We start from the raw sequence: 20,486 nt of genomic DNA on the forward strand, positions 1-20,486 counted from the left end.
TAATTCGCTTACGCAAAAAGTAATTTGAACTCCCCCCAGCGTCAAGTTATAAACACCGCCTCCACAGACGGGCGGTTCGACTCATGACAGAAAGCAGTGCAGGTGGCGCAGGTCGGCGGCAGAAAGTACAGGCCGCCGAAGTGGGAACGGACATCCTCACCGCGCTGGCGGAGCTGGCACCGGCAACCTCCCTGTCGCGCCTGGCCGAGCACGTCGGCATGCCGGCCAGCAAGGTGCACCGTTATCTGCAGGCGCTGATCGCCAGCGGTTTCGCCGAGCAGGATGTCACCACCAACCACTACGGCCTGGGCCCTGCCGCTCTCTTCGTCGGCCTCGCGGCGCTGGGCCGGCTGGATGTGGTCAAGCTGGCGACGCCCTATCTCGCCGAATTGCGCGACGAGCTCAACGAGACCTGCTTTCTCGCGGTGTGGGGCAACCGCGGCCCGACCGTGGTGCATGTCGAGCAGGCGGTGCGTGCGGTCACTCTGGTCACCCAGGTGGGCTCGGTATTGCCGCTGCTGGGCTCGTCCACCGGACTGGTGTTCAACGCCTTCCTCGCCGATGCCCAGACAGCCGATCTACGCGATCTGGAATTGCAGACGCCCTCCGCGCCCTCCCCCCGTGATCTGCAGGCCGCGATGGAGCGGCTTCGCCAAACACAGGTGCAATCGGTGCAGGGGCTGCTGATGGCCGGCGTCAACGCGCTTTCCGCGCCACTGTTCAGCGGCGGCCAGCGGATCGCGGGGGTCGTCACCGTGGTCGGCACCGAGCCGGGTTTCATGGCCGAGCCCGATGGCAAGGCGGCGCAGACTCTGCTGCGGATCACCCGCCGGATCAGCACGCGAATGGGCGCGCGGCTCGGCGAATGAAAGGAACGACGGACTGGCAGCCCGGCGACACGGAAGGAACGGCTCTCGCTTCGTACAGTCCTCTGTAGACAACGAACCGAGGACTCCCCATGAATCGACTATTCGACAAGACCAACCAGAACGTCCATGGCTGGGAACGCGCCGTCTCGGTGGCCGGCGGTCTGGTGCTGATGGGCAAGGGCTTGCGCCATGGCGGCCTGGGCGGCCTGTTGCAACTTGCCACCGGCGGCATGGCGCTCTTTCGCGGGATCAGCGGCCACTGCGAGGCGAAACGAATTCTGACCGAGGCCACTGAACGATCCGTTCCGCAAAGGCAGCACTACAGCCACATGCCGCTGGATTCGGAGGTTCACAGCCCGGACTTCGAAGCAACCTCGGTGACCTTGCCGGACAGCACGCCGATGGGGCACGAAACGCGCCCCTGAGCGATCGCCTCAACGCACCGCGTCGCTGACCAGTCGCAGCGTCGCGGGCACTTCCAGCACCTTCTGGCGCTGTTGGAGCACGATATCCAGCACGCGGCTCGGCTGGAGTTCCAGGTCGTCGAATGTCACCAACTGGCCCGGCTCGAGCCGGCGCTTGAGCACGGCATTGCTCAGCAAGCCGATGGGGACGTGATCGGGACTGTCGGCCAGGCGCACGGCCTCGCCGCGCACATCGAAGCCACCGATACCACGACCGATCCGCTCACCGATCCCGAGCTCGCGCTTGGTGATCGCCGCAACGCCCAACGTCGGCGCAGTGGAGTTGTTCAGCAGCACACCGCCGCCTGCAAGCACTCGTGAGATGGTCTTGCCGACTTCCAGCGAGCAGAGATGGAAGGGCCGCGTCAGCACGTAGTAAGGCCCGGCACCCAGCTTGAAATACTCGATGGCAGGCGCCTGGTCGACGTCGTGCCTGCAGACCAGGAAGACGCCACCGGCGGGATAGCCGCTGGGCACCACGTAGTCGACGATCGGCTGCCCCAGACCATCGGCGATCATGCCCAGGATCTCCGCGCTGCGGTTCAGGTCGGTGGAGGCCAGCCCTTCGAGCCCCTGCCGGGAGATGGTGGCGCCGAAGCCGTTGCCCACCACAACCTGCTCGATCTGCACCTTGGTGCCGTCGGTGAACGAGGTGGTCTGATTCAGGCTGATGCCTTGCCGCTTCGACCAGTACTCCATGTCGGCCCGGCTCGGGTTGTGGTTCAGATAGCCCTTCATGTTGCCGTACACGAGTGGCTCGAAGCCCATCCGCAGCGCATCTTCGCGCAGCGCAGCCAGGGAGCCCGGCTGGTCGCCTTCCGCCTCGGTGAGCAATCCCCTGCCGGCCAGGTACGAGCCCGTGGTGACCTGCAGTTCGGCGTTGATGGTCACCACCGGCAACCCGGCCTCGAATGCCCGCTCGATGACTTCGGTCCCGAAAGCCACATCGCCGGTGCACTCGACGATGATGTCCGAATGGTCGATCAGATCGTCGATCGAGTGGGTCAACACATCGGCGGCCGGAAAATCGGCGAGCGTGGCGATGCTCCTGCGCGTCAGCACCCGGCTGATCTTCAGCTGTGGGTAATGGCGCAATATCAGGCGAACCAGGCAGTGCGAGATCATTCCCGTGCCCGAAATACCTACTCTTTTTCCAACTGCATCGTTCATCACGGAATCCCTTCGTTGCTGCCCAAGCGGGCATTGATAAATAAAATGGCGCCCGTCCATACATCCGGACAGGCTGGCGGAAAGCGTTTTTTATCCCTGGCTGTACAACCTGAACGGAACACGGCTCGGCGCCGGGCCGGACGAGGCGTCCGGCAGCTCGTTCAGGTGTCGAATCACATGGCGCAGCTCATCCCGCCAGGGTTTGGGCCGGATACCGAAGATTTCTTCGATCCGGCGACAGTCGAGCACTGACCAGGCCGGCCGGGCAGCCGCGCGCGGCAGGCTTTCACTGGCGATGGGCAAGACTCGGGGCGCCTTGTCGATCAGGCCCACGCGCGCCGCTTCGCGGAAGATTTCCTCGGCGAACTCGGCCCATGAGCAAGGCGAGGAACTGCTGTAGTGATACAGGCCCCATTGCAGCGTGCCTTCGCGGCAATAGCGCGCGGCCAGCTCGATCAGCACCCGGGCGATGCTTCTGGAACGGGTCGGGCAACCGATCTGATCGCTGACCACGGAGATTTCATCGCTCTTGCCACCCAGCTTGAGCATGGTCTTGACGAAGTTGTTGCCATGCTCGCCGTAGATCCAGCTGGTCCGCAGGATCAGGTAACGGTCGAGGCGGGATCGGATGGCCTCCTCGCCAGCCAGCCGCGTCGCACCGTACACGTTGGCCGGCGACGTCGGGTCGGTTTCCCGATACGGCTGGTCGCCGTCACCGGAAAATACGTATTCGCTGGAAAGGTGGAACAAGGGTATGCCGAACTCCCTGGCCGCCTCGGCGAGATTGGCGACACCATGGCAGTTGACCGCCTCGGCCTGAGCGATTTCGGCCTCGGCGTGATCGAGATTGGTATAGGCGGCGGCATTGATGATCAGCGCCGGCCGGTAGCGCTCCAGCGCCTGGCCGATCTGCGTCCGGCAGGTGATGTCGAGTTCCTCGTGCGACAAGCCGATTGCCTCGAGGCCGAAGCTGGCCGCCTGGTTGAGCAGACAATGTCCGACCTGACCGCCGGCGCCGCAAACCAGAATCCTCGGCATGGCCGAAGCCACCGCGGGTGTCTCGGGCTGGTCGTCCTCCTGCGCGGCGCTCGCCGGCGCGGCGCTCGCCGGCTCGCCGCCGGCCGATCGCTCCGAACCGGCCCGAGCCTGATCGAGAACCGACACCACCGGGCTCAACTGGCGCACGGAAACGCCCAGCGCTTCGAGTGGCGCATCAGCAGCCTCGACCCGGGGATTGAAACCGAAAGCCTCGCGCAGCCCCTGCAGCACGATCTTCGCCTTGGCGAACTGCCCGGCCCTGATCAGCCGCACGACCAACAGCGTGCGCGAAAGCATCAGGCTCGCCACACGCCGACTGCCGGCATAACGGCGCGCCACGAAGAACTCGTTGCGGATGAAATGACGGTGCAGCGCAATCCGGGCCGGATCGGTTTCGCGACGGATGTCGATGGTGCCGCTCACCCGCCGCAAGTGCCGCACCTTGCTGGCGGCGACCAGATATCCGGGTGCCTCCCGGCTGATTCTCAGCGTGAATTCGGTGTCGTCGCCCCACATGAACATCGGCGCGAGCGGCAGGCCATGGCGCTCGAGCGATGCCCTGGGCACCAGGATCGAAACGTAGGTCGCCGGCCGCACCGGTATCACGCCCAGATCGAGCAACGCGGGCCAGTTTCCGTAATCGATGGCGTTGGCGCGCTGGTCGACACTCGGCACGTTGGTAAGCAGACCGTCTTCGGTATAGGCCAGCGACAGCAGGTAGGAATACGGCTGGTCCTGCGCCAGCAGCCGCTCCTTGGCGTCGATGAGTTGCTCCAGGGCATCCGGCTCGGGAATGACGTCGTCATCCATCATCCAGACGAAATCGGCGCCGAGCTGGTAGGCGATGCGAAAGCCGGCGCTGAAGCCACCCGAAGCACCGGTATTGCGGGACAGCACATAGATTTTCAGATTGGCCAGAGGCAGCTGCTGCAGCATTTCCTCCGTGCCGTCATGGCTGGCGTTGTCGACGACGACGACGCCGTCGCAGCGCCGGCTCTGCTGGCTGATCGCCTCGAGGCAACGTTTGAGCAGGTCCTGGCGTTTATAGGAAAGGACCACCGCGAGTATCTGTTCCATAGAGTGCGCTCGGCAATAATCAAGGGGATGCTGTCCATGGCAACCGAACGACGGAACACCCTCCGGTAAGGATGGGTTCAAGGCAGGGCACGGTCAGAATGATGGGTGCTGGCCATCACGTTCGGTCAGACGCAACGGATTCGCGGCGGTTCCGTGTTTTTCTGAAAATATTGCAAAACATGTCGAAAATTCCGCTAGGCGGATGTCATCAGCCCGGCAATGGCCGAATGAAGCTCGCGCATGTCGCTGACCACCGCGCTGACGCCCAGTTCGCGCAACGCCCGATCATGCCCCTCGGGGATGTGGCTGGCCCCGGTGAAGCCGATCACGCGCATGCCCGCCGTTCGCGCGGCAAGCACGCCGGTCGGGCTGTCCTCGATGACGATGCAGTGGCCAGGCGCGACGCCCATGCGCTCGGCGGCCAGCAGATAGACATCCGGCGCCGGCTTGGGCGCTGCAACCATGTCGGCGCTGAAGATGTTGCCGGCGATGCGCTCGGCAAGCCCCGCACGGCGCAATGACGCCTCGACGTTGTGGCGACGGCTGTTGGACGCCACGGCCAGCGGCAGGTCGATGGCTATCAGCGCCTCACGCACATGGGCGATGGGCTGGGCTTCGGCCGCTACGCGCTGCTCGGTCAGCCGCCGCAGATCGCTCTCGAAATCCGCCCCCAGTTGCAGGTCGAAGCGCTTCTCGATGAGATCAATGATGCTCGGCGTGGTAAGGCCGAAGGTCCCTTCCAGCGCCGCCTCCAGCGCCTGCGCCGGGACGTGGGCACTAAGGGATTCGAACAGGACGCGATGGCTGATTATCTCGCTGTCGACGATCACGCCATCGCAATCGCTGATCAGCAGCTCGGTTCGTGGCATGCATTCCCCCAAGGAAGGATTGATCGGCGCGCCCGCCTCGAAGGCGAGCGGCCGATTGTCTGGGAGAGACCACGGGGTGAGGCGAATGATCGCTATCGAACCCGGGTTTTACTTCAGCGAGCGGAAAACCGGGATCAAGCCTGCAGCTTGGCCAGCTGTTCGAGAAAGGCCGGCTCATCCAGGACCTTGAGCCCCAGCTCGTTGGCCTTCGCCAGCTTGGACCCTGCCCCCGGCCCCGCCACCACGCAGCTGGTCCTGGCCGATACCGAGCCGGAGACCTTGGCGCCCAACGCCTCCAGCTGCACTTTCGCCTCGTCCCGGCTCATGGCCTCGAGGGTCCCGGTGAGCACCCAGGTCTGGCCGGCCAGAGGCAGCCCCTCGACCGATTTGCGCTCGCTCTGCCAGTGCATGCCGAAGTCCCGCAGCTGGGCTTCCACATCGCGTGCGCGCTGGGCGTTCTCGGGAACGTCGAAATAATCACGCAAGGCACGCGCGGCCTTCTCGTTGAGGCGTTCGACCTGGCGCAGATCGAGCCAGTCGGCACCGATGATCGCCTCCAGGCTGCCGAAGCGATCGGCCAGGCGTTGCGCGCCGGTGCGGGCGATGAAGGGAATGTCGAGTTTGTCGATCAGGCCGGCCAGGGTCGCGCAGGCGGCGAATTCGGGATGGATATCGCCCTCTTCCTGCAGCTGAACGCCGCGCTTGAGCAGTTGTTCAATGACCTGCTGATTGTGCGCGTCCTGAAAGAAGCTGTGGATTTCGTGCGCGACTTCCAGGCCGACATCGGGCAGGTAGACCAGCACATCGGGCAACGCACGTGCCACACGCTCCAGCGAGCCCAGGGCGCGAGCCAGCAGCTTGGCGGTCTCCTCACCGACATCGGGGATGCCCAGCGCATAGATGAAGCGCGCCAGCGTCGGCGTCCGGCTTGCCTCGATGGACTTCAGCAGGTTGCGGCTGGACACCTCGGCGAAGCCTTCGAGCGCGACGACCTGCTCGAAAGTCAGGCAATAGAGATCGGCCGGCGAGCGAATCAGCTCCTTGTCCACCAGCTGCTCGACGATCTTGTCGCCGAGGCCGTCGATATCCATGGCGCGGCGTGAAACGAAATGGATGATCGCCTGCTTGAGCTGCGCCTGGCAGGCCAGGCGCCCGACGCAGCGATAGATCGAGCCTTCGCTGACCGTCTCACGTCCCTTGCTGCGCTTGATCAACTGAGTACGCTCGACCGCCGACCCGCACACCGGGCAGCTTTCTGGAACCGCTACCGCGCGGGCATCGGCCGGGCGCCGTTCGGCGATGATGCCGAGGATCTGCGGAATCACGTCACCGGCGCGGCGCACGATGACGGTATCGCCGATCATCACGCCCAGGCGCGCCACCTCGTCCATGTTGTGCAGCGTCGCGTTGGATACCGTCACTCCGGCTACCTGTACCGGTTTGAGCCGCGCCACCGGCGTGATCGCTCCCGTGCGTCCGACCTGGAACTCGACCCCCAGCAGCTCGGTGATCTCCTCGCGTGCGGGAAACTTGTGGGCGATCGCCCAGCGCGGCTCGCGCGCCCGGAAACCCAGTTCGCGCTGCTGCGCGATGGAATTGACCTTGAACACCACGCCGTCGATTTCGTAGGGCAGCGCGTCGCGCTTCTCTCCCATCGCCTGGAAATACTCACGGCACTCGGCCAGGCCCCGGGCCAGCTTCAGCTCGCGGCTGATCGGCAATCCCCAGCCCTTCAGCGCCTGCAAAATGCCGATGTGTGTATCGGCCAGCTCGCCATCGCTGCGACCGACACCGTAGGCGCAGAGTTCCAGCGGTCGGCTGGCGGTGATCTTCGAATCCAGCTGGCGCAGGCTGCCGGCCGCCGCATTGCGCGGGTTGGCGAAGGGCTTGCCGCCACTCTCCAGCTGGCGCGCATTCAACGCCTCGAAGCCGGCCTTGGGCATGTAGATTTCGCCGCGCACCTCGAGCACCGCGGGCCAGCCGCTGCCGTGCAGCTTCAGCGGAATGTTGCGCACGGTGCGCACGTTGGCGCTGATGTCTTCGCCCGTGCTGCCGTCACCGCGCGTGGCGCCCCGCACCAGATGGCCGTTCTCGTAGAGCAGGCTCACCGCGAGACCATCGAGTTTCGGCTCGCAGCTGTATTCCAGTTCGGCGCCATCACCGAACAGGTCGCCGGCCGGCAGATCCAGCCCTTCTCGCGCCCGGCGATCGAAATCGGTCAGGTCCTGCTCCTCGAACGCATTGCCGAGGCTGAGCATGGGAACTTCGTGACGCACCTGGCCAAAGGCCGCCAACGCTTCGCCACCCACCCGCTGGGTGGGCGACTCGGGGGTGACCAACTCGGGATGCTCGGCCTCCAGCGCCCGCAGCTCCTTGAACAGCCGGTCGTACTCGGCATCCGGCACGCTGGGCTCGTCGAGCACGTAGTAGCGATAGTTATGGGCGTCGATTTCGCTGCGCAGTTCGGCAATGCGCTCGGCAGCGGTTTGGGCGGAAGGCATATGACGGAGCCGTAGCTGTGGCGATGCTGATTCGGACAGTATCAGCGCGCCTTGGTTGATGGTGAGGCGCGGGATTTTAGCCGATTACGCTATGAACGGCAGGTTGCGCGAGGTTCAGAGTGGCGAGCCTTCGGCCTGAATCGCTGCAAGGGCGCGTCTCCTACAAGAGCAATGCGGTGAACACGTTGTCTCGTGGGGGGGACCGACCTCAGCGCGACGCTTTTGGCTTGCAAGCAGGCCTTCGGCGGTCGCGCCTCACAGGAAAGAGCTTATCGCTTGATGGTCATCTGCCGGCGCTCGTACTCGACGATGCGCTGGCGGTAATGCTCGATGGTCTGCGCGGTGAGCACGCTGCGCTGATCGTCCTTGAGTTCGCCATTGAGCTCGGCAGAGAGCTTGCGCGCGGCTGCCACCATGACGTCGAAGGCCTGCTTGGGATGGCGCGGGCCTGGCAGGCCGAGGAAGAAACTCACCGCCGGCGTGGTGAAGTGGTCGATGTCGTCCAGATCGAACACCCCGGGCTTGACCGCATTGGCCATGGAAAACAGCACTTCGCCGTTACCGGCCATACTTTCGTGACGATGGAAAATATCCATCTCACCGAAACGCAGACCGCTTTCGAGGATGTTCTGCAGCAACGCCGGCCCGCGGAAACCCGAAGGGTCCCGGGAAATCACGTTGATCACCAGCACTTCTTCGACCGGCGGCAGGTCCTTGGAGGATTCTTCCCGCTCGTCGTCCTCCTCGCCCACCACGGGGTTGAGCAGGGTCGGCACCGGCTCTTCGGTATTCAATTGCAGGTCGCCCTGATAGGGCTCGCGGTTGCGACGAACGTTCGAATCGCGCGAACTCATCGACGGCAGATCGCTCTCGTCGAGTTCGGGTTCGCTGGCGCGGCTGACGACACGCGCAGGGCCGAGCACATCGTGGATGGATTCGTCGTCATCGGGAAGGTTGGCAATGTTCCGGTCCAGCTTGAATTTCAACTTGCCCTTGCCGCCCCGCATGCGCCGCCAGCCGTCGAACAGAATGCCGGCGATGACAATGATGCCGATGACGATCAGCCACTCGCGCAGACCGATATCCATTAATGCTTAAACCTCTGATTCCGATGGTAAAGACGCGAAAACCGAGCCGCTGAACAGGCTCATCCGCGCATCGTAAAAATTGCGCCTTAAACTAGCACGACGAACGGTAGTTTTGCACCGCCCGCCCCTTCTCTTTTATAGGCATTCCTTTCTATCCGGGCCAGCGTTGGTGCGGCCATCAGGCCTCCACCAGCGCGACCGCCTGTTCGACATCCACGGTGACCAGCCTCGAGCAACCCGGCTCGTGCATGGTGACGCCCATCAACTGGTCGGCCATCTCCATGGCGATCTTGTTGTGGGTGATGTAGATGAACTGCACCTTTTCCGACATCTCCTTGACCAGTCTTGCGTAACGGCCGACGTTGGCGTCGTCCAGCGGCGCATCCACTTCGTCCAGCATGCAGAACGGAGCGGGATTGAGCTGGAAGATGGCGAACACCAGCGCCAGGGCCGTCAGGGCTTTCTCACCGCCCGAAAGCAGATGGATGGTGCTGTTCTTCTTGCCCGGCGGGCGCGCCATGATCGCCACCCCGGTATCGAGTAAATCTTCCCCGGTTAGTTCCAGATAGGCGTTGCCGCCGCCGAAAACCTTGGGGAACAGCGCCTGCAGACCGCCATTGATCTGGTCGAAGGTCTGCCGGAAGCGATTGCGGGTTTCCTTGTCGATCTTGTGGATGACGTTTTCCAGCGTCTCCAGGGCCTCGGTGAGGTCGTCGTTCTGAGCATCCAGATAGCGCTTGCGCTCGGACTGCTGCTGATACTCGTCGATGGCCGCCAGGTTGATCGGCCCGAGCCGCTGGATGCGCGCGGCCAGACGCTCCAGCTCCGCCTCCCAGGCCGCCTCCCCGGCTTCGGCCGGCAGGGTCGCGAGTACGCCGTGCAGGTCGTAGCCATCCTGCTGCAGCTGTTCGTGCAGGGCCTTGCGCCGCACGTCCAGCGCCTGCCACTCCAGTCGCTGCTGCTCCAGCTGGCCACGCAGCAGCTGGGCTTGCTGCTCGGCCTGGGTGCGACGCTTCTCCGCGTCGCGCAATTCGCGGTCGGCGTCATCCAGCGCCAGCCGGGCGAATTTCAGTTCATCTTCCACGCCCATGCGCCGCTCGAGCAGTTCTTCCAGTTTCATGCGCAGCTCTTCCAGCGGCGCCTCGCCCTCTTCCAGGTTCAGGCTGAGCTGCTCGCGGCGTTCGATGGCCCGCTCGAACTGCTGTTCCAGCCGCTCCAGCGCCTGGCGCGTGGATTCGTGCTGTGCCCTGAGCGAGCCCATCCGCACGGCCAGCTGATGGGCCTGGTCCTTGCGTTGTCGTGCCTCCTGACGGACCCGATCGAGGCCGTCACGCAGAACATCGCGGCGGCTCAGCAGTGCCTCACGCTGTTCGCTGTCCAGCGCCATGGCGTCCAGCGCATCCTGCAGCTGCAGGCGCGCTTCCCCCAATTGCTCGGTTTCCAGCGCTCGCTGCTCGCCGAGTTCGCTCAGTTCCTCATCCAGCCGTTGGCGCCGCAGGCTCAGCTGCTCCAGCTTGGTCTGGCTGGCCAGCAGCTGAGCCTTGAACTCGCCCTGCTGACGCGATTCGTCCTGATGTCGACGACGCTGCTGATCACGAATCTCCTCCTGCGCGCGCTGGGCCTGTCCGAGCTGCTCCAGACTGTCCTCGAACTCGGCCAGCCTGGCTTCCCGCTCATCGCGCTCGGCGTAGAGGCCTTCCAGTTCCTGGCCGCGCGCCAGCACGCCGGATTCGGCTTCAGCGGCACGCCGTACCCGCAGGAAATGCCGGCCGAGCCAGTAACCATCGCGGCTGATGAGGCTTTCACCCGCCGCCAGCGAAGCACGCAGGGTCAGCGCCTGCTCCAGGGTCTCCACGGGGCGCACCTGCGCCAGCCAGGGCGACAGGTCGTGCGGCGACTCGACCTTTTCCAGCAGGGTTCCGGTCTGGCCGCTGCCGGCGCTGGCCAGGCTGAGCAGGCGCAGCTCGCCCTGATCGAGGCGGCCCAGGTCCAGCCCGTTGAAATCATCCAGCAGGACCGCCTGCAGGTCGGCGCCGAGTACGGTTTCCACCGCCAGCTCCCAGCCGGGTTCGACGCGCAGCCCTTCGGCCAGCCGCGCGCGTTGCTCCAGGCCCTGCTCGCGCAACCATTCGGCGGCGCCCTTGCCCGGGTCCAGCGCCGCATGCTGCAAGGCTTCCAGCGAGGCGATGCGGCCGTTCATGCGCTGCAGTTCGCCCTGCGCCTGCTGTTGCTCACGGTTCATCTGCTGCAGCTGCTCGCGCAACCGCTCCAGCTGTTCGTCGGTCTGCTGCTGCGCGGCCGTCAGCTCCTCGAGGTTCATCTCGCTGATCGCCAACTGCTCGTCCAACTCCAGCACCGCCGCATCTTCCGGATCGGCCACCAGCGACTGGCGCTCATCTTCCAGACGCCGCTGGCGCTCGGCCAGGCGCTCCAGGCTCTGCTCCAGTTGCTGAATGCGCGATTGCTGCACTTCGGAGGCGCGACGCGGCTCGGCACTGCGCTGGTTGAAGCCTTCCCACTGTTCCTGCCAGCCCTGCATGGCCATCTCGGCGTCTTCCAGCTGGGCGCCGGCTTCCTCCGCCGATGCGCTGGCCAGTTCCTGCTCGGGCTCGAGCATTGCCAGCTCCTCGCCGAGCGTTGCCAGCAGGGTGCGGTCGTGGCCCAGGTGGGATTCGGTTTCCAGGCGCGCCTGCTCGGCGTCACGCAGGTCGTCCTGCAACTGGCGCAGACGCTGCTGGCCGTGCTGGATGCTCTGCTCCACCCGGGCGATATCGCCGCCCACTGAGTAGAAACGCCCCTGCACCTGATTGAAGCGCTCCGACAGCTCATGATGGCCATCGCGCAGCCGTTCGATGCTGGCGTCGGCATTGCGTTGCTCGGCCACCAGCGCTTCGAAACCGACTTCCTGGTCGCCGATCACCTGCTCGCGCTGACCGACCTGCTCGTTCAGCGCCTGCCAGCGCAACGCGGACAGCTGCGCCTTGAGCTGACGTTCCTCGGCCTTGTATTCCTGGTACTTCTCGGCCGCCTGCGCCTGACGATGCAGGCGTTCCAACTGACGCTCCAGCTCTTCGCGCAGGTCGGTCAGGCGCGCCAGGTTCTCATGGGTGCGGCGGATGCGGTTCTCGGTTTCGCGGCGGCGCTCCTTGTACTTGGAAATCCCCGCGGCCTCCTCGATGAAGATCCGCAGGTCTTCCGGCTTGGCCTCGATCAGCTTGGAAATCATCCCCTGCTCGATGATCGAGTAGCTGCGTGGTCCCAGGCCGGTGCCGAGAAAGATGTCGGTGATATCGCGCCGCCGGCACTTGGCGCCGTTGAGGAAGTAGGTGTTCTGCGAGTCGCGGGTCACGCGGCGGCGAATGGAGATTTCCGCAAAGGCGGCGTACTCGCCGGTGAGGGTGCCGTCGGAGTTGTCGAAGATCAGCTCGATGCTGGCCTGGGTAACCGGCTTGCGGGTGTTGGAGCCGTTGAAGATGACATCCGTCATCGACTCGCCGCGCAGGTTCTTCGCCGAACTCTCGCCCATCACCCAGCGCACGGCATCGATAATGTTGGATTTGCCGCAACCGTTGGGGCCGACCACCGCCGCCATGTTGCTGGGGAAGCTCACCGTGGTCGGATCGACGAAGGATTTGAAGCCCGCGAGCTTGATGCTTTTCAGTCTCATGTCGGCCTGTCCGTGGCAGTCAGTCTCCGCTCCGATGAGCGCAATTCACCGTGCATAAGATCGGGAAGCCTGAGCATTGTTGGCGGGAGTCATAGGGCGCGGAGTTTATCACGCTGGCCAGGCGGCCTCGCAGCAGGCTGTGCGGCGTATTTCACAGCAACGGGCGGCTATGCTTGCAAGGAGCCAGCAAGGCTTCTGCTTTGTGGGAGCGCCGACCTCGGCGCGAAGCTTTTGGTCACGTTGGAAGGCTGCCGCCTGCATTCGCCGCGAGNTTTTGGTCACGTTGGAAGGCTGCCGCCTGCATTCGCCGCGAGCGCGCGGCCCCCACAAAAATGGCCTGATGGTTCCCATGCTCCTGCGTGGGAACCCGGCCCGCAGCATCCTGTGCCCAGCGACGCGGAGCATCGCACGTTGCGTACCCACGCAGGAGCATGGGTACGATCGTTCAGGCATAACTGGCGTGTTGCAAGCCTTGGGAGCGCCGTCCTCGACGCGAAGCTTAGGACAGCGAGCCCGCCTCGTTGGTCAGCCCCCGGTCATGCTCATGAAGCGCACAACCTGAACCTGCTCATCGGTACGGAAATGGTGCTTTTCCGGCTTGAGCTGCAGGGCCGTCATCAGGGCGTCCCGCAGTCGTTCGCTGTCGCCTGGGTGGCGGCGGATCAGGCTCTTGAGGTCCAGCGCGCCTTCGTCGCCCAGGCACAGCACCAGCTTGCCCTCGGCGGTGACGCGCACTCGGTTGCAGCTGCCGCAGAAGTTGTTGCTGTGCGGCGAGATGAAGCCCACCTGCGTCTCGCTCCCGGCCACCTGCCAGTAACGCGACGGACCGCCGGTGGCGTGGTTGCTGCGAACCAGCTGATAGCGTTGCTCGATACGCTCGCGCACCTCTTCGCTGGAGCAGAAGGTGATTTCCCGCTGGTGGCTGGAGACGCTGCCCAGCGGCATCTCCTCGATGAAGCTGATGTCCAGCCCGCGAGCCACGGCGAACGCCACCAGATCGGCCACTTCGTCGTCGTTGCGGCCCTTCTGGATCACGCTGTTGATCTTGATCCGCTTGAAGCCCGCCTGGCGCGCCGCTTCGATACCTTCAAGCACCTGGTCGAGCTTGTCGCGGCGGGTGAACTCGGCAAAACGTTCCGGCTTGAGCGAATCGAGGCTGATGTTCAGTCGCCTGACGCCGGCTTCGCGCAGCGTGGTAGCCATGCTGTGCAGCTGTGAGCCGTTGGTGGTGATGGCCAGGTCTTCCAGCTCTTCGCGCGCGCCCAGACGCGCCAACAGGCTCGGCAGCCCCTTGCGCACCAAGGGTTCGCCACCGGTCACGCGGATGCGCCTGACGCCCAGGCTAATGAAGGCGTCGGCTACGGCATAGAGTTCTTCGAGCGTGAGGATCTGCGCGCGCGGCGCGAAGACCATGTCCTCGCTCATGCAATAGGTGCAGCGAAAATCGCAGCGGTCGGTTACCGACAACCTGAGGTAGGTAATGCGTCGGCCGAAGGGGTCGACCAACTGTGAATCCTGCATTTCGCTCTCCAGCTACGTTCTGAGCATGAGTGAAGACTATGCCTTAAGCGGGATTGTCGCAAAGCCGGCCGTCCACCTGATTGTGATAGTCGGCAGGAAGGCTTCGTTCCATCCAGGCCGGTCATGGTAACCGCTGCGGCGGTGCCGCGCTTGCAGGCGCATCCACGCCGAACCGCTCCGGGCGAGGGCTGTCACAAGTTCTGACCTGCCCCGCATGACATTTTCGGCGCGGCGACTCGTTTCAGGACCCTCGACAACGGATTCGAAGCGTACAGGGCCACGAGCAGGATGGAGACGCGCATGCCCTTGTTGAAACTGCTGCACTTTGCCGCCCTGCTCTGCTGGTGCGGTGCATTGCTCTACCTGCCGGCATTGATCGCCGCGGGTACGAGGCGCAGCGACTCACTCTTCTACCGTGACCATGCGCACCTCACGCGGATGGTATTCACCCTGGTCGCCACACCAGCCGCGCTGCTGGCCATCGGCTCGGGCACCGCGCTGTTCCTGCGCGACGCCATCTTCGAAGGCTGGCTGATCGTGAAACTCACCACTGTCGCCGGCATGGTGCTTTGCCATGCCTGGTGCGGCGTGCTGATTCTACGCGTGGAGCGCGCGCCCGAGCAGAGCATCGACCTTCGCTGCGGGCTGATCGGCGTGGCGGCCATGCTGCTGATCGCCGCGACGCTGTGGCTGGTCCTGGCCAAGCCGTTCTCATGAAGCGCAGACCGCCATCACCTTACGGACCCGAACGTCATCCCATGACCGAACGCCTCCTGTCCACCTCAACGCTCCACGTCGACCCCGACCGCATGCTCATAGACCAGCCGGCCGCCCAGATAGGCCGCCAGGGCGATCAGCGCCGCGGTGATCGCAGAGAGATAGAGCGCCCAGTACTGCATGCTGACGGCCTCGTCGTGATAGCGCAGCACCCAGTTGAGCGAGGCCAGCGAGAGCATCATCACAGCCAGGATCGCGTGGCACCAGGCGGTGATCTTCAGGCGGATCTGGCGCACGCTGACCAGGTCGATGAGCCCGAAGATGCTGGCCACCCAGCCGCCCAGCGCGCCCACGCCGGAAAGCCAGAGGCCGGCGCGCCACCAGAATTCATCGAGCGTCCAGAGATAGGCCAGATCGACCGGCAGCAGCCCCGTCAGCGCGGCTACCGGAAAATGGATCAGCATCGGATGCAGCGGATGCCCGCCAATGGCCGCGCGACTGTGGATGGTGTCTCGATACTCGGCCATGCGGCCCTCCAGTGGCTGAAAAGACCGGCCAGGACACGCTCCGAACGGGGCGCCGGTCTTTTCAATGGAGCCGCGCTGGCACTGGCAGTTCCGTTGCTGGCCGCCTGCGACGGTCCGCAGTCGGCGCTGGCACCGGCCAGCCCGATGGCGAGCAGCGTGGCGAACGTCTGGTGGGCGATGTTCGGCTTTTCCACGCTGGTGTTGCTGGCGGTCAGCGCTCTGTGGATCTACGCGATGCGGCGCCAGCCCAGGGAAACCAGCCCCGCAGAGGCAAGGCGCATCCACCTGCGCTGGCTCATCGGTGGCGGCCTGGTACTGCCCACGGCCAGCATCGTGCTGCTGCTGGCATTCGGCCTGCCCGCCGGGCGCAGCATGCTGCCCTTGCCGGGTGACCAGGCGCTGCGTATCGAGGTGACCGGGCATCAGTGGTGGTGGGAGGTGCGTTATCCGGGAAGCGGTGTGGTGACGGCCAACCAGCTGATCCTGCCCGTGGGGCGTCCGGTGGATATCGCCGTGACCAGCGCCGACGTCATCCACTCATTCTGGGTCCCGCGCCTGGGCGGGAAGATCGACATGGTGCCCGGCCGCACCAATGTGATCCGCCTCGAAGCCGGCCAGGCCGGGATATTTCGCGGGCAATGTTCGGAATTCTGCGGCACCCAGCATGCGCACATGATTCTTCACGTCGAGGCCCTGGAGGCGCCTGGATTCGATGACTGGATTGCCGCACGGCAGAACCTGGTCGTCGGTCAGCCGCCCGCTGGCGAAGCCGCGACGGTTTTTGTGGATCGCTGCGGGCAGTGCCACCGCGTGGCCGGCGTGACCGAAGGCAAGCGCGCGCCAGACCTCACCGACCTGGCGTCCCGGCCGACGCTCGGTGCCGGGGTCATCGACAACGACAGCGAAGGCCTGCGCCGCTGGTTGCACGAGCATCAGCGCCTCAAGCACGGCAATGCCATGCCGCGCCACGATGACGTCACCGACGAAACCCTCGAACAGATCGCCGATTGGCTGGAGACGCTCGCCCCATGAGCCCCGTTCACAAAGAAGGCGCCCCGAGCACCGATCCCGACCAGCTGCACGACCAGTTCAACGAGGTCTGGGGCAACCCGCGCGGCTGGAAGGCGCTGACCATCGTCAACCACACCAGCATCGGCCTGCGCTTCCTCGTCACCGGCGGGGTGTTCTTCCTCATCGGCGGCTTGCTGGCGATGCTGATCCGCACCCAGCTCGCCCTGCCCGGCTACGAGCTGATGGAGCCGGACGTCTACAACCAGGTCTTCACCATGCACGGCACGGTGATGATGTTCCTCTTCGCCGTGCCGATGATGGAGGGCCTGGCGGTCTACCTGATTCCGAAGATGCTCGGCGCCCGCGACCTGGTATTCCCGAGGCTGTCGGCGCTGGGCTACTTCTGCTACCTGTTCGGCGGAATCATTCTGCTGTCTAGTATTTTTCTCGACGTGGCGCCGAAAGCCGGGTGGTTCATGTACACGCCGCTGTCCAGCGCCGCGCACACGCCGGGCGTGAACTCGGACTTCTGGCTGCTGGGCATCACCTTCGTGGAGATTTCCGCGGTGTCGGCCGGTGTCGAGCTGGTGGTATCGATCCTCCGCACCCGGGCCAGCGGCATGGCGTTGCACAAGATGCCGATCTACGCCTGGTACATCCTGGTGATGGCGATGATGATCGTGGTGGGCTTTCCGCCGCTGATCCTCGGCAGCATCCTGCTGGAGCTGGAGCGCGCCGCCGGCATGCCCTTCTTCGATGTGGCGCGTGGCGGCGATCCGCTGCTGTGGCAGCACCTGTTCTGGCTGTTCGGCCATCCCGAGGTGTACATCATCTTCCTGCCGGGCGCGGGCATCGTCTCGACGCTGATCCCGGTGTTCTGCCAGCGCCCGCTGGTGGGTTACCGCTGGGTGGTGCTGGGCGTGCTGACCACCGGTTTCATCAGCTTCGGGCTGTGGGTGCACCACATGTTCACCGTGGGCATACCGCAGCTGGCGCAGGCGTTCTTTTCAGCGGCGAGCATGCTGGTGGCGATACCCACCGGGATCCAGGTCTTCGCCTGGCTGGCCACGCTGTGGCTGGGGCGACCGGTGTACAGGGTGCCGATGCTCTGGCTGGTGGGCTTTCTGATCGTGTTCGTCGCCGGCGGCCTGACCGGCGTGATGCTCGCGCTGGTGCCCTTCGACTGGCAGGTGCACGACACCCATTTCGTGGTGGCGCACATGCACTACGTGCTGGTGGGCGGGATGTTCTTCCCACTGATGGCCGGGCTGTACTACTGGCTGCCGCATTTCTCCGGGCGGATGCCCTCGGAAAAGCTCGGCCGCTGGGGTTTCTGGCTGTTCTTCATCGGCTTCAACCTGACCTTCCTCATCATGCATTGGACCGGACTGATCGGCATGCCGCGGCGGGTCTACACCTACGACACGGGCCTGGGCTGGGACATGCCGAACCTGGTCTCGTCGATCGGCAGCTTCATCATGTCCATCGGCGTGGCCACCATCCTGCTGGATATCGTGCTGCACTTCCGCTTCGGCGTCGCGGCGCCGAAGAATCCCTGGAACGCCGATACCCTGGAATGGGCCACCAGCCTGCCGCCAAGCGCCTACAACTTCATCAGCCTGCCGGAAGTGCGCGACCGCCATCCGCTCTGGAAAGACCCGGATCTGCCCGACAGCATCGCTCGTGGTGAGCATGCACTGACGGTGATCGACCATGGTCGCCGGGAAACCTGGGGCGTCGACCCGCTGACCGGCAACGTTCGCGAGGTGGTGCACCTGCCCGGAAACAGCTGGCTGCCTTTCGTTGCCTCTCTGTTCCTCGCGATGCTGTGCCTGAGCCTGCTGAACAAGACCTACATGCTGGCGATCATCGCGACGCTGGCCGCGCTGATCGTGCTGTTTCGCTGGTCCTGGGTGAACGGCGCCCATCCTGGCGCCGCCCCCGATGCCAAGACCCAGCCAGGCGAACCGCCGCTGCACTCGCGCACCTTCGACGGGCCCGGCTTGTGGGGGATGGGCGTGACGCTGCTGGCTAATGGTGCGCTGTACCTGTCGCTGCTGTTCGGCTGGTTCTACCTGTGGACGGTCTCGCCGGACTGGCAGGTACCGGACAGATCGCTCAACGGCTGGCTGATGTTGGCCAGCGCCCTGCTGCTGAGCGTCGGCACCTTCGGCCTGCATCAGGTGATCAGGCGGTTGCGCGCGGGCGATATCCGGCGCCTGCTTCCGAATCTGGCACTGCTCGCCGGCCTGGCTTTCATGCAGTCCGCGACGCTGCTGTGGCTGCTGCTCACGGCCGGTCTCGAGCCGAAGGCCACGGCGCACGACGCCATCATCTTCGTGATGCTCGCCTACAGCCTCATCCATTGCACACTGGCGGCGGTGCTCACGGCGCTGCAGGCCTGGCGGGTGAGCTACGGCTATGTCGGCGAGCAGGCGCCCTACGAGCCGATCGTGGTCGAACAGCTCTGGCTCTACAACCTGGGCGTACTCTGGACCAGCTATGTGGCTATCGTCCTGTTTCCCGCGACCTGGGGAGCCGCCTGATGAAACATCCGCGCACCTCACCCTTCCATCCAGTACAGATCCCTATCGGGCTGATCATCTGGAGCCTCTGGTTCGTCGCCATCTATGGTGGCCAGGCTGTCGCCTGCGCCATCAGCCCGCCGGCGCCCGAGCACGGCATCTGGAACTGGTTGAACGCCAGCCTCGGCCTGTTGACGCTGCTGACCGCCGCCCTGCTGTTGTGCCTCGCACGCTACTTCTGGCGGCTCTCCGGCGCCAACCAGGCGCTGGACGAGCGCCGGCAGTTCGTGACCCGCCTGACCGCGAGCGTCCACCTGACCGCGGCCGTGGCGACCCTTTTCGTCGGCCTTCCCCTCTTGCAGCTTCCACCATGTCTATGAATTCTTCGAGAAGACTCACCCTATGGGTCGCGCTGTGGTCCGTGGGCCTGCTGACGCTACCTGCACCCGCACTGGCTCATGGTCTGTTCGACGCGCACTTCAGCGAGCGCGCACCGCTGTTCCTGACCGCCCTGCTGGTCGCCACCGCCTGGCTGCTGTACGTGATCGGCGCACGCAAGGTGCCGCCGCGGCGTGGCGAGGCACTGTGGTTCCATGGCGCGATGCTGCTGGTGGTGCTCGCGGTATTCGGCCCCATCGATGACTGGGCAGAAACCAGCACCAGCTGGCACATGACCCAGCACATGCTGTTCATGCTGGTGATCGCGCCCATGTGGGCCCTGGCGCGACCGTTGCCGCAATGGCGCGGCGTCACCGGATCGTTCGCCCAGCCGCTCTGGACGACCATTCTCCGCGCTGGCCGCTACCCCACGCTGCTGGCGCTTCTGCACGGTGCCGTCATCTGGATCTGGCACACGCCGAAACTCTACCTGCTGGCGCTGGACAACCTCTGGTGGCATGCGGTGGAGCACGCCTGCTTCCTGTTCACCGCCTGGCTGTTCTGGTGGTCCGTGCTGCGTGCCAACCCCAAACAGGTGCCCCAGGCGCTGATGGCCATCCTCCTCACCCTGATGCACACCGGCCTGCTCGGCGCCCTGCTGACCTTCGGCACCCAGTCGTTCTACGGCGCCGAACGGGACGTCCAGGACCAACAGCTGGCCGGCCTGATCATGTGGGTCCCCGGCGGGCTGGTCTACCTGATCGGCGCCGGCTGGATCACCTGGCGCTGGCTCAAGCGCATGTGGCGCCGGCAGCAGGCGCGGGCGGCGGTTTGAGAAAGCCGCCCAGTATATTTATCGACAAATTCCCGCTAATTACCCATAGCTCGGCACTAACGCCCCGGGAGGATTTCGCTTGGTTTCAAAGCGGCTAGCTGTTCACAGCAGGTTACGACCAAGAGCAGTCACTCAGGAACATTCGTAACTTGGAAGCTCGTCAACGTAAGTTTGAGCCTAAAGCAACTAACCACTAAGAAACGGCTGTCGGCACAACGAGCAGTTGAGA

Annotated in this window: 15 protein-coding genes; 7 read left to right on the plus strand and 8 right to left on the minus strand. The window is 64.7% G+C overall.

The annotated features are described in order from the left end of the window. The first annotated feature begins 83 nt into the window (after positions 1–83). Together EA795_RS17545 and EA795_RS17550 are read left to right on the plus strand one after the other, a co-directional pair. Positions 84–869 (plus strand): IclR family transcriptional regulator, encoded by a 786-nt coding sequence (locus EA795_RS17545; protein WP_115027799.1) that lies wholly within the window; start codon positions 84–86, stop codon positions 867–869. 89 nt (positions 870–958) lie between these two features. After that, entirely contained in the window at positions 959–1,294 is a 336-nt protein-coding gene (locus EA795_RS17550) for a YgaP-like transmembrane domain (RefSeq protein ID WP_014852633.1), read from the plus strand. Positions 1,295–1,303: 9 nt separating this feature from the next. On the opposite strand, the gene EA795_RS17555 is transcribed toward EA795_RS17550, so the two are convergent. From EA795_RS17555 to moaA, 7 genes are all read right to left on the minus strand, one after another. Further along, complete coding sequence (locus tag EA795_RS17555) at positions 1,304–2,458, minus strand: NAD(P)-dependent oxidoreductase (RefSeq protein WP_115027800.1); 1,155 nt, start codon at positions 2,456–2,458, stop codon at positions 1,304–1,306. Between the two features lie 135 nt (positions 2,459–2,593). Further along, complete coding sequence (gene rfbD / locus EA795_RS17560; protein ID WP_122078683.1) at positions 2,594–4,618, minus strand: dTDP-4-dehydrorhamnose reductase; 2,025 nt, start codon at positions 4,616–4,618, stop codon at positions 2,594–2,596. A gap of 194 nt (positions 4,619–4,812) precedes the next feature. Next, on the minus strand, positions 4,813–5,487 hold the full coding sequence (locus EA795_RS17565) for an HAD family hydrolase (RefSeq protein WP_115027802.1): 675 nt from the start codon (positions 5,485–5,487) through the stop codon (positions 4,813–4,815). A 134-nt stretch (positions 5,488–5,621) separates the two neighbouring features. Beyond that, positions 5,622–7,988, minus strand: a complete 2,367-nt coding sequence (ligA, locus tag EA795_RS17570; protein ID WP_115027803.1) for an NAD-dependent DNA ligase LigA — start codon at positions 7,986–7,988, stop codon at positions 5,622–5,624. Between the two features lie 269 nt (positions 7,989–8,257). Beyond that, entirely contained in the window at positions 8,258–9,076 is an 819-nt protein-coding gene (zipA, locus tag EA795_RS17575; protein ID WP_122078685.1) for a cell division protein ZipA, read from the minus strand. Positions 9,077–9,254: 178 nt separating this feature from the next. Further along, on the minus strand, positions 9,255–12,743 hold the full coding sequence (gene smc, locus EA795_RS17580; protein WP_122078687.1) for a chromosome segregation protein SMC: 3,489 nt from the start codon (positions 12,741–12,743) through the stop codon (positions 9,255–9,257). A 525-nt stretch (positions 12,744–13,268) separates the two neighbouring features. After that, entirely contained in the window at positions 13,269–14,264 is a 996-nt protein-coding gene (moaA, locus tag EA795_RS17585) for a GTP 3',8-cyclase MoaA (protein WP_058077236.1), read from the minus strand. 300 nt (positions 14,265–14,564) lie between these two features. Between moaA and EA795_RS17590 the strand changes: the two genes are divergently transcribed. Then, on the plus strand, positions 14,565–14,981 hold the full coding sequence (locus tag EA795_RS17590) for a CopD family protein (protein ID WP_014852625.1): 417 nt from the start codon (positions 14,565–14,567) through the stop codon (positions 14,979–14,981). 65 nt (positions 14,982–15,046) lie between these two features. On the opposite strand, the gene EA795_RS17595 is transcribed toward EA795_RS17590, so the two are convergent. Further along, positions 15,047–15,508 carry a DUF2231 domain-containing protein gene (locus EA795_RS17595; RefSeq protein ID WP_058077238.1) on the minus strand — a complete coding sequence of 154 codons (462 nt, stop codon included), beginning with the start codon at positions 15,506–15,508 and terminating at the stop codon, positions 15,047–15,049. Between the two features lie 144 nt (positions 15,509–15,652). Between EA795_RS17595 and coxB the strand changes: the two genes are divergently transcribed. The 4 genes from coxB to EA795_RS17615 are packed head-to-tail and all read left to right on the plus strand — an operon-like array spanning position 15,653 to position 20,257. After that, the gene (gene coxB, locus EA795_RS17600) at positions 15,653–16,540 is read left to right on the plus strand and encodes a cytochrome c oxidase subunit II (RefSeq protein WP_122078734.1); all 888 of its coding nucleotides are present in this window, start codon (positions 15,653–15,655) and stop codon (positions 16,538–16,540) included. Further along, positions 16,537–19,065 carry a cytochrome c oxidase subunit I gene (ctaD, locus tag EA795_RS17605; protein ID WP_122078689.1) on the plus strand — a complete coding sequence of 843 codons (2,529 nt, stop codon included), beginning with the start codon at positions 16,537–16,539 and terminating at the stop codon, positions 19,063–19,065. The genes coxB and ctaD overlap by 4 nt, the downstream gene beginning before the upstream one ends. Beyond that, positions 19,065–19,424: a hypothetical protein gene (locus tag EA795_RS17610; RefSeq protein WP_122078691.1), complete on the plus strand. Its 360-nt coding sequence runs from the start codon at positions 19,065–19,067 to the stop codon at positions 19,422–19,424. Before ctaD ends, EA795_RS17610 begins: the two co-directional genes overlap by 1 nt. Beyond that, positions 19,421–20,257, plus strand: a complete 837-nt coding sequence (locus EA795_RS17615) for a cytochrome c oxidase assembly protein (RefSeq protein ID WP_122078693.1) — start codon at positions 19,421–19,423, stop codon at positions 20,255–20,257. The genes EA795_RS17610 and EA795_RS17615 overlap by 4 nt, the downstream gene beginning before the upstream one ends. The last annotated feature ends 229 nt before the right edge of the window (positions 20,258–20,486 follow it).

The organism is Stutzerimonas nitrititolerans (assembly GCF_003696285.1).
GTDB lineage: Bacteria > Pseudomonadota > Gammaproteobacteria > Pseudomonadales > Pseudomonadaceae > Stutzerimonas > Stutzerimonas nitrititolerans.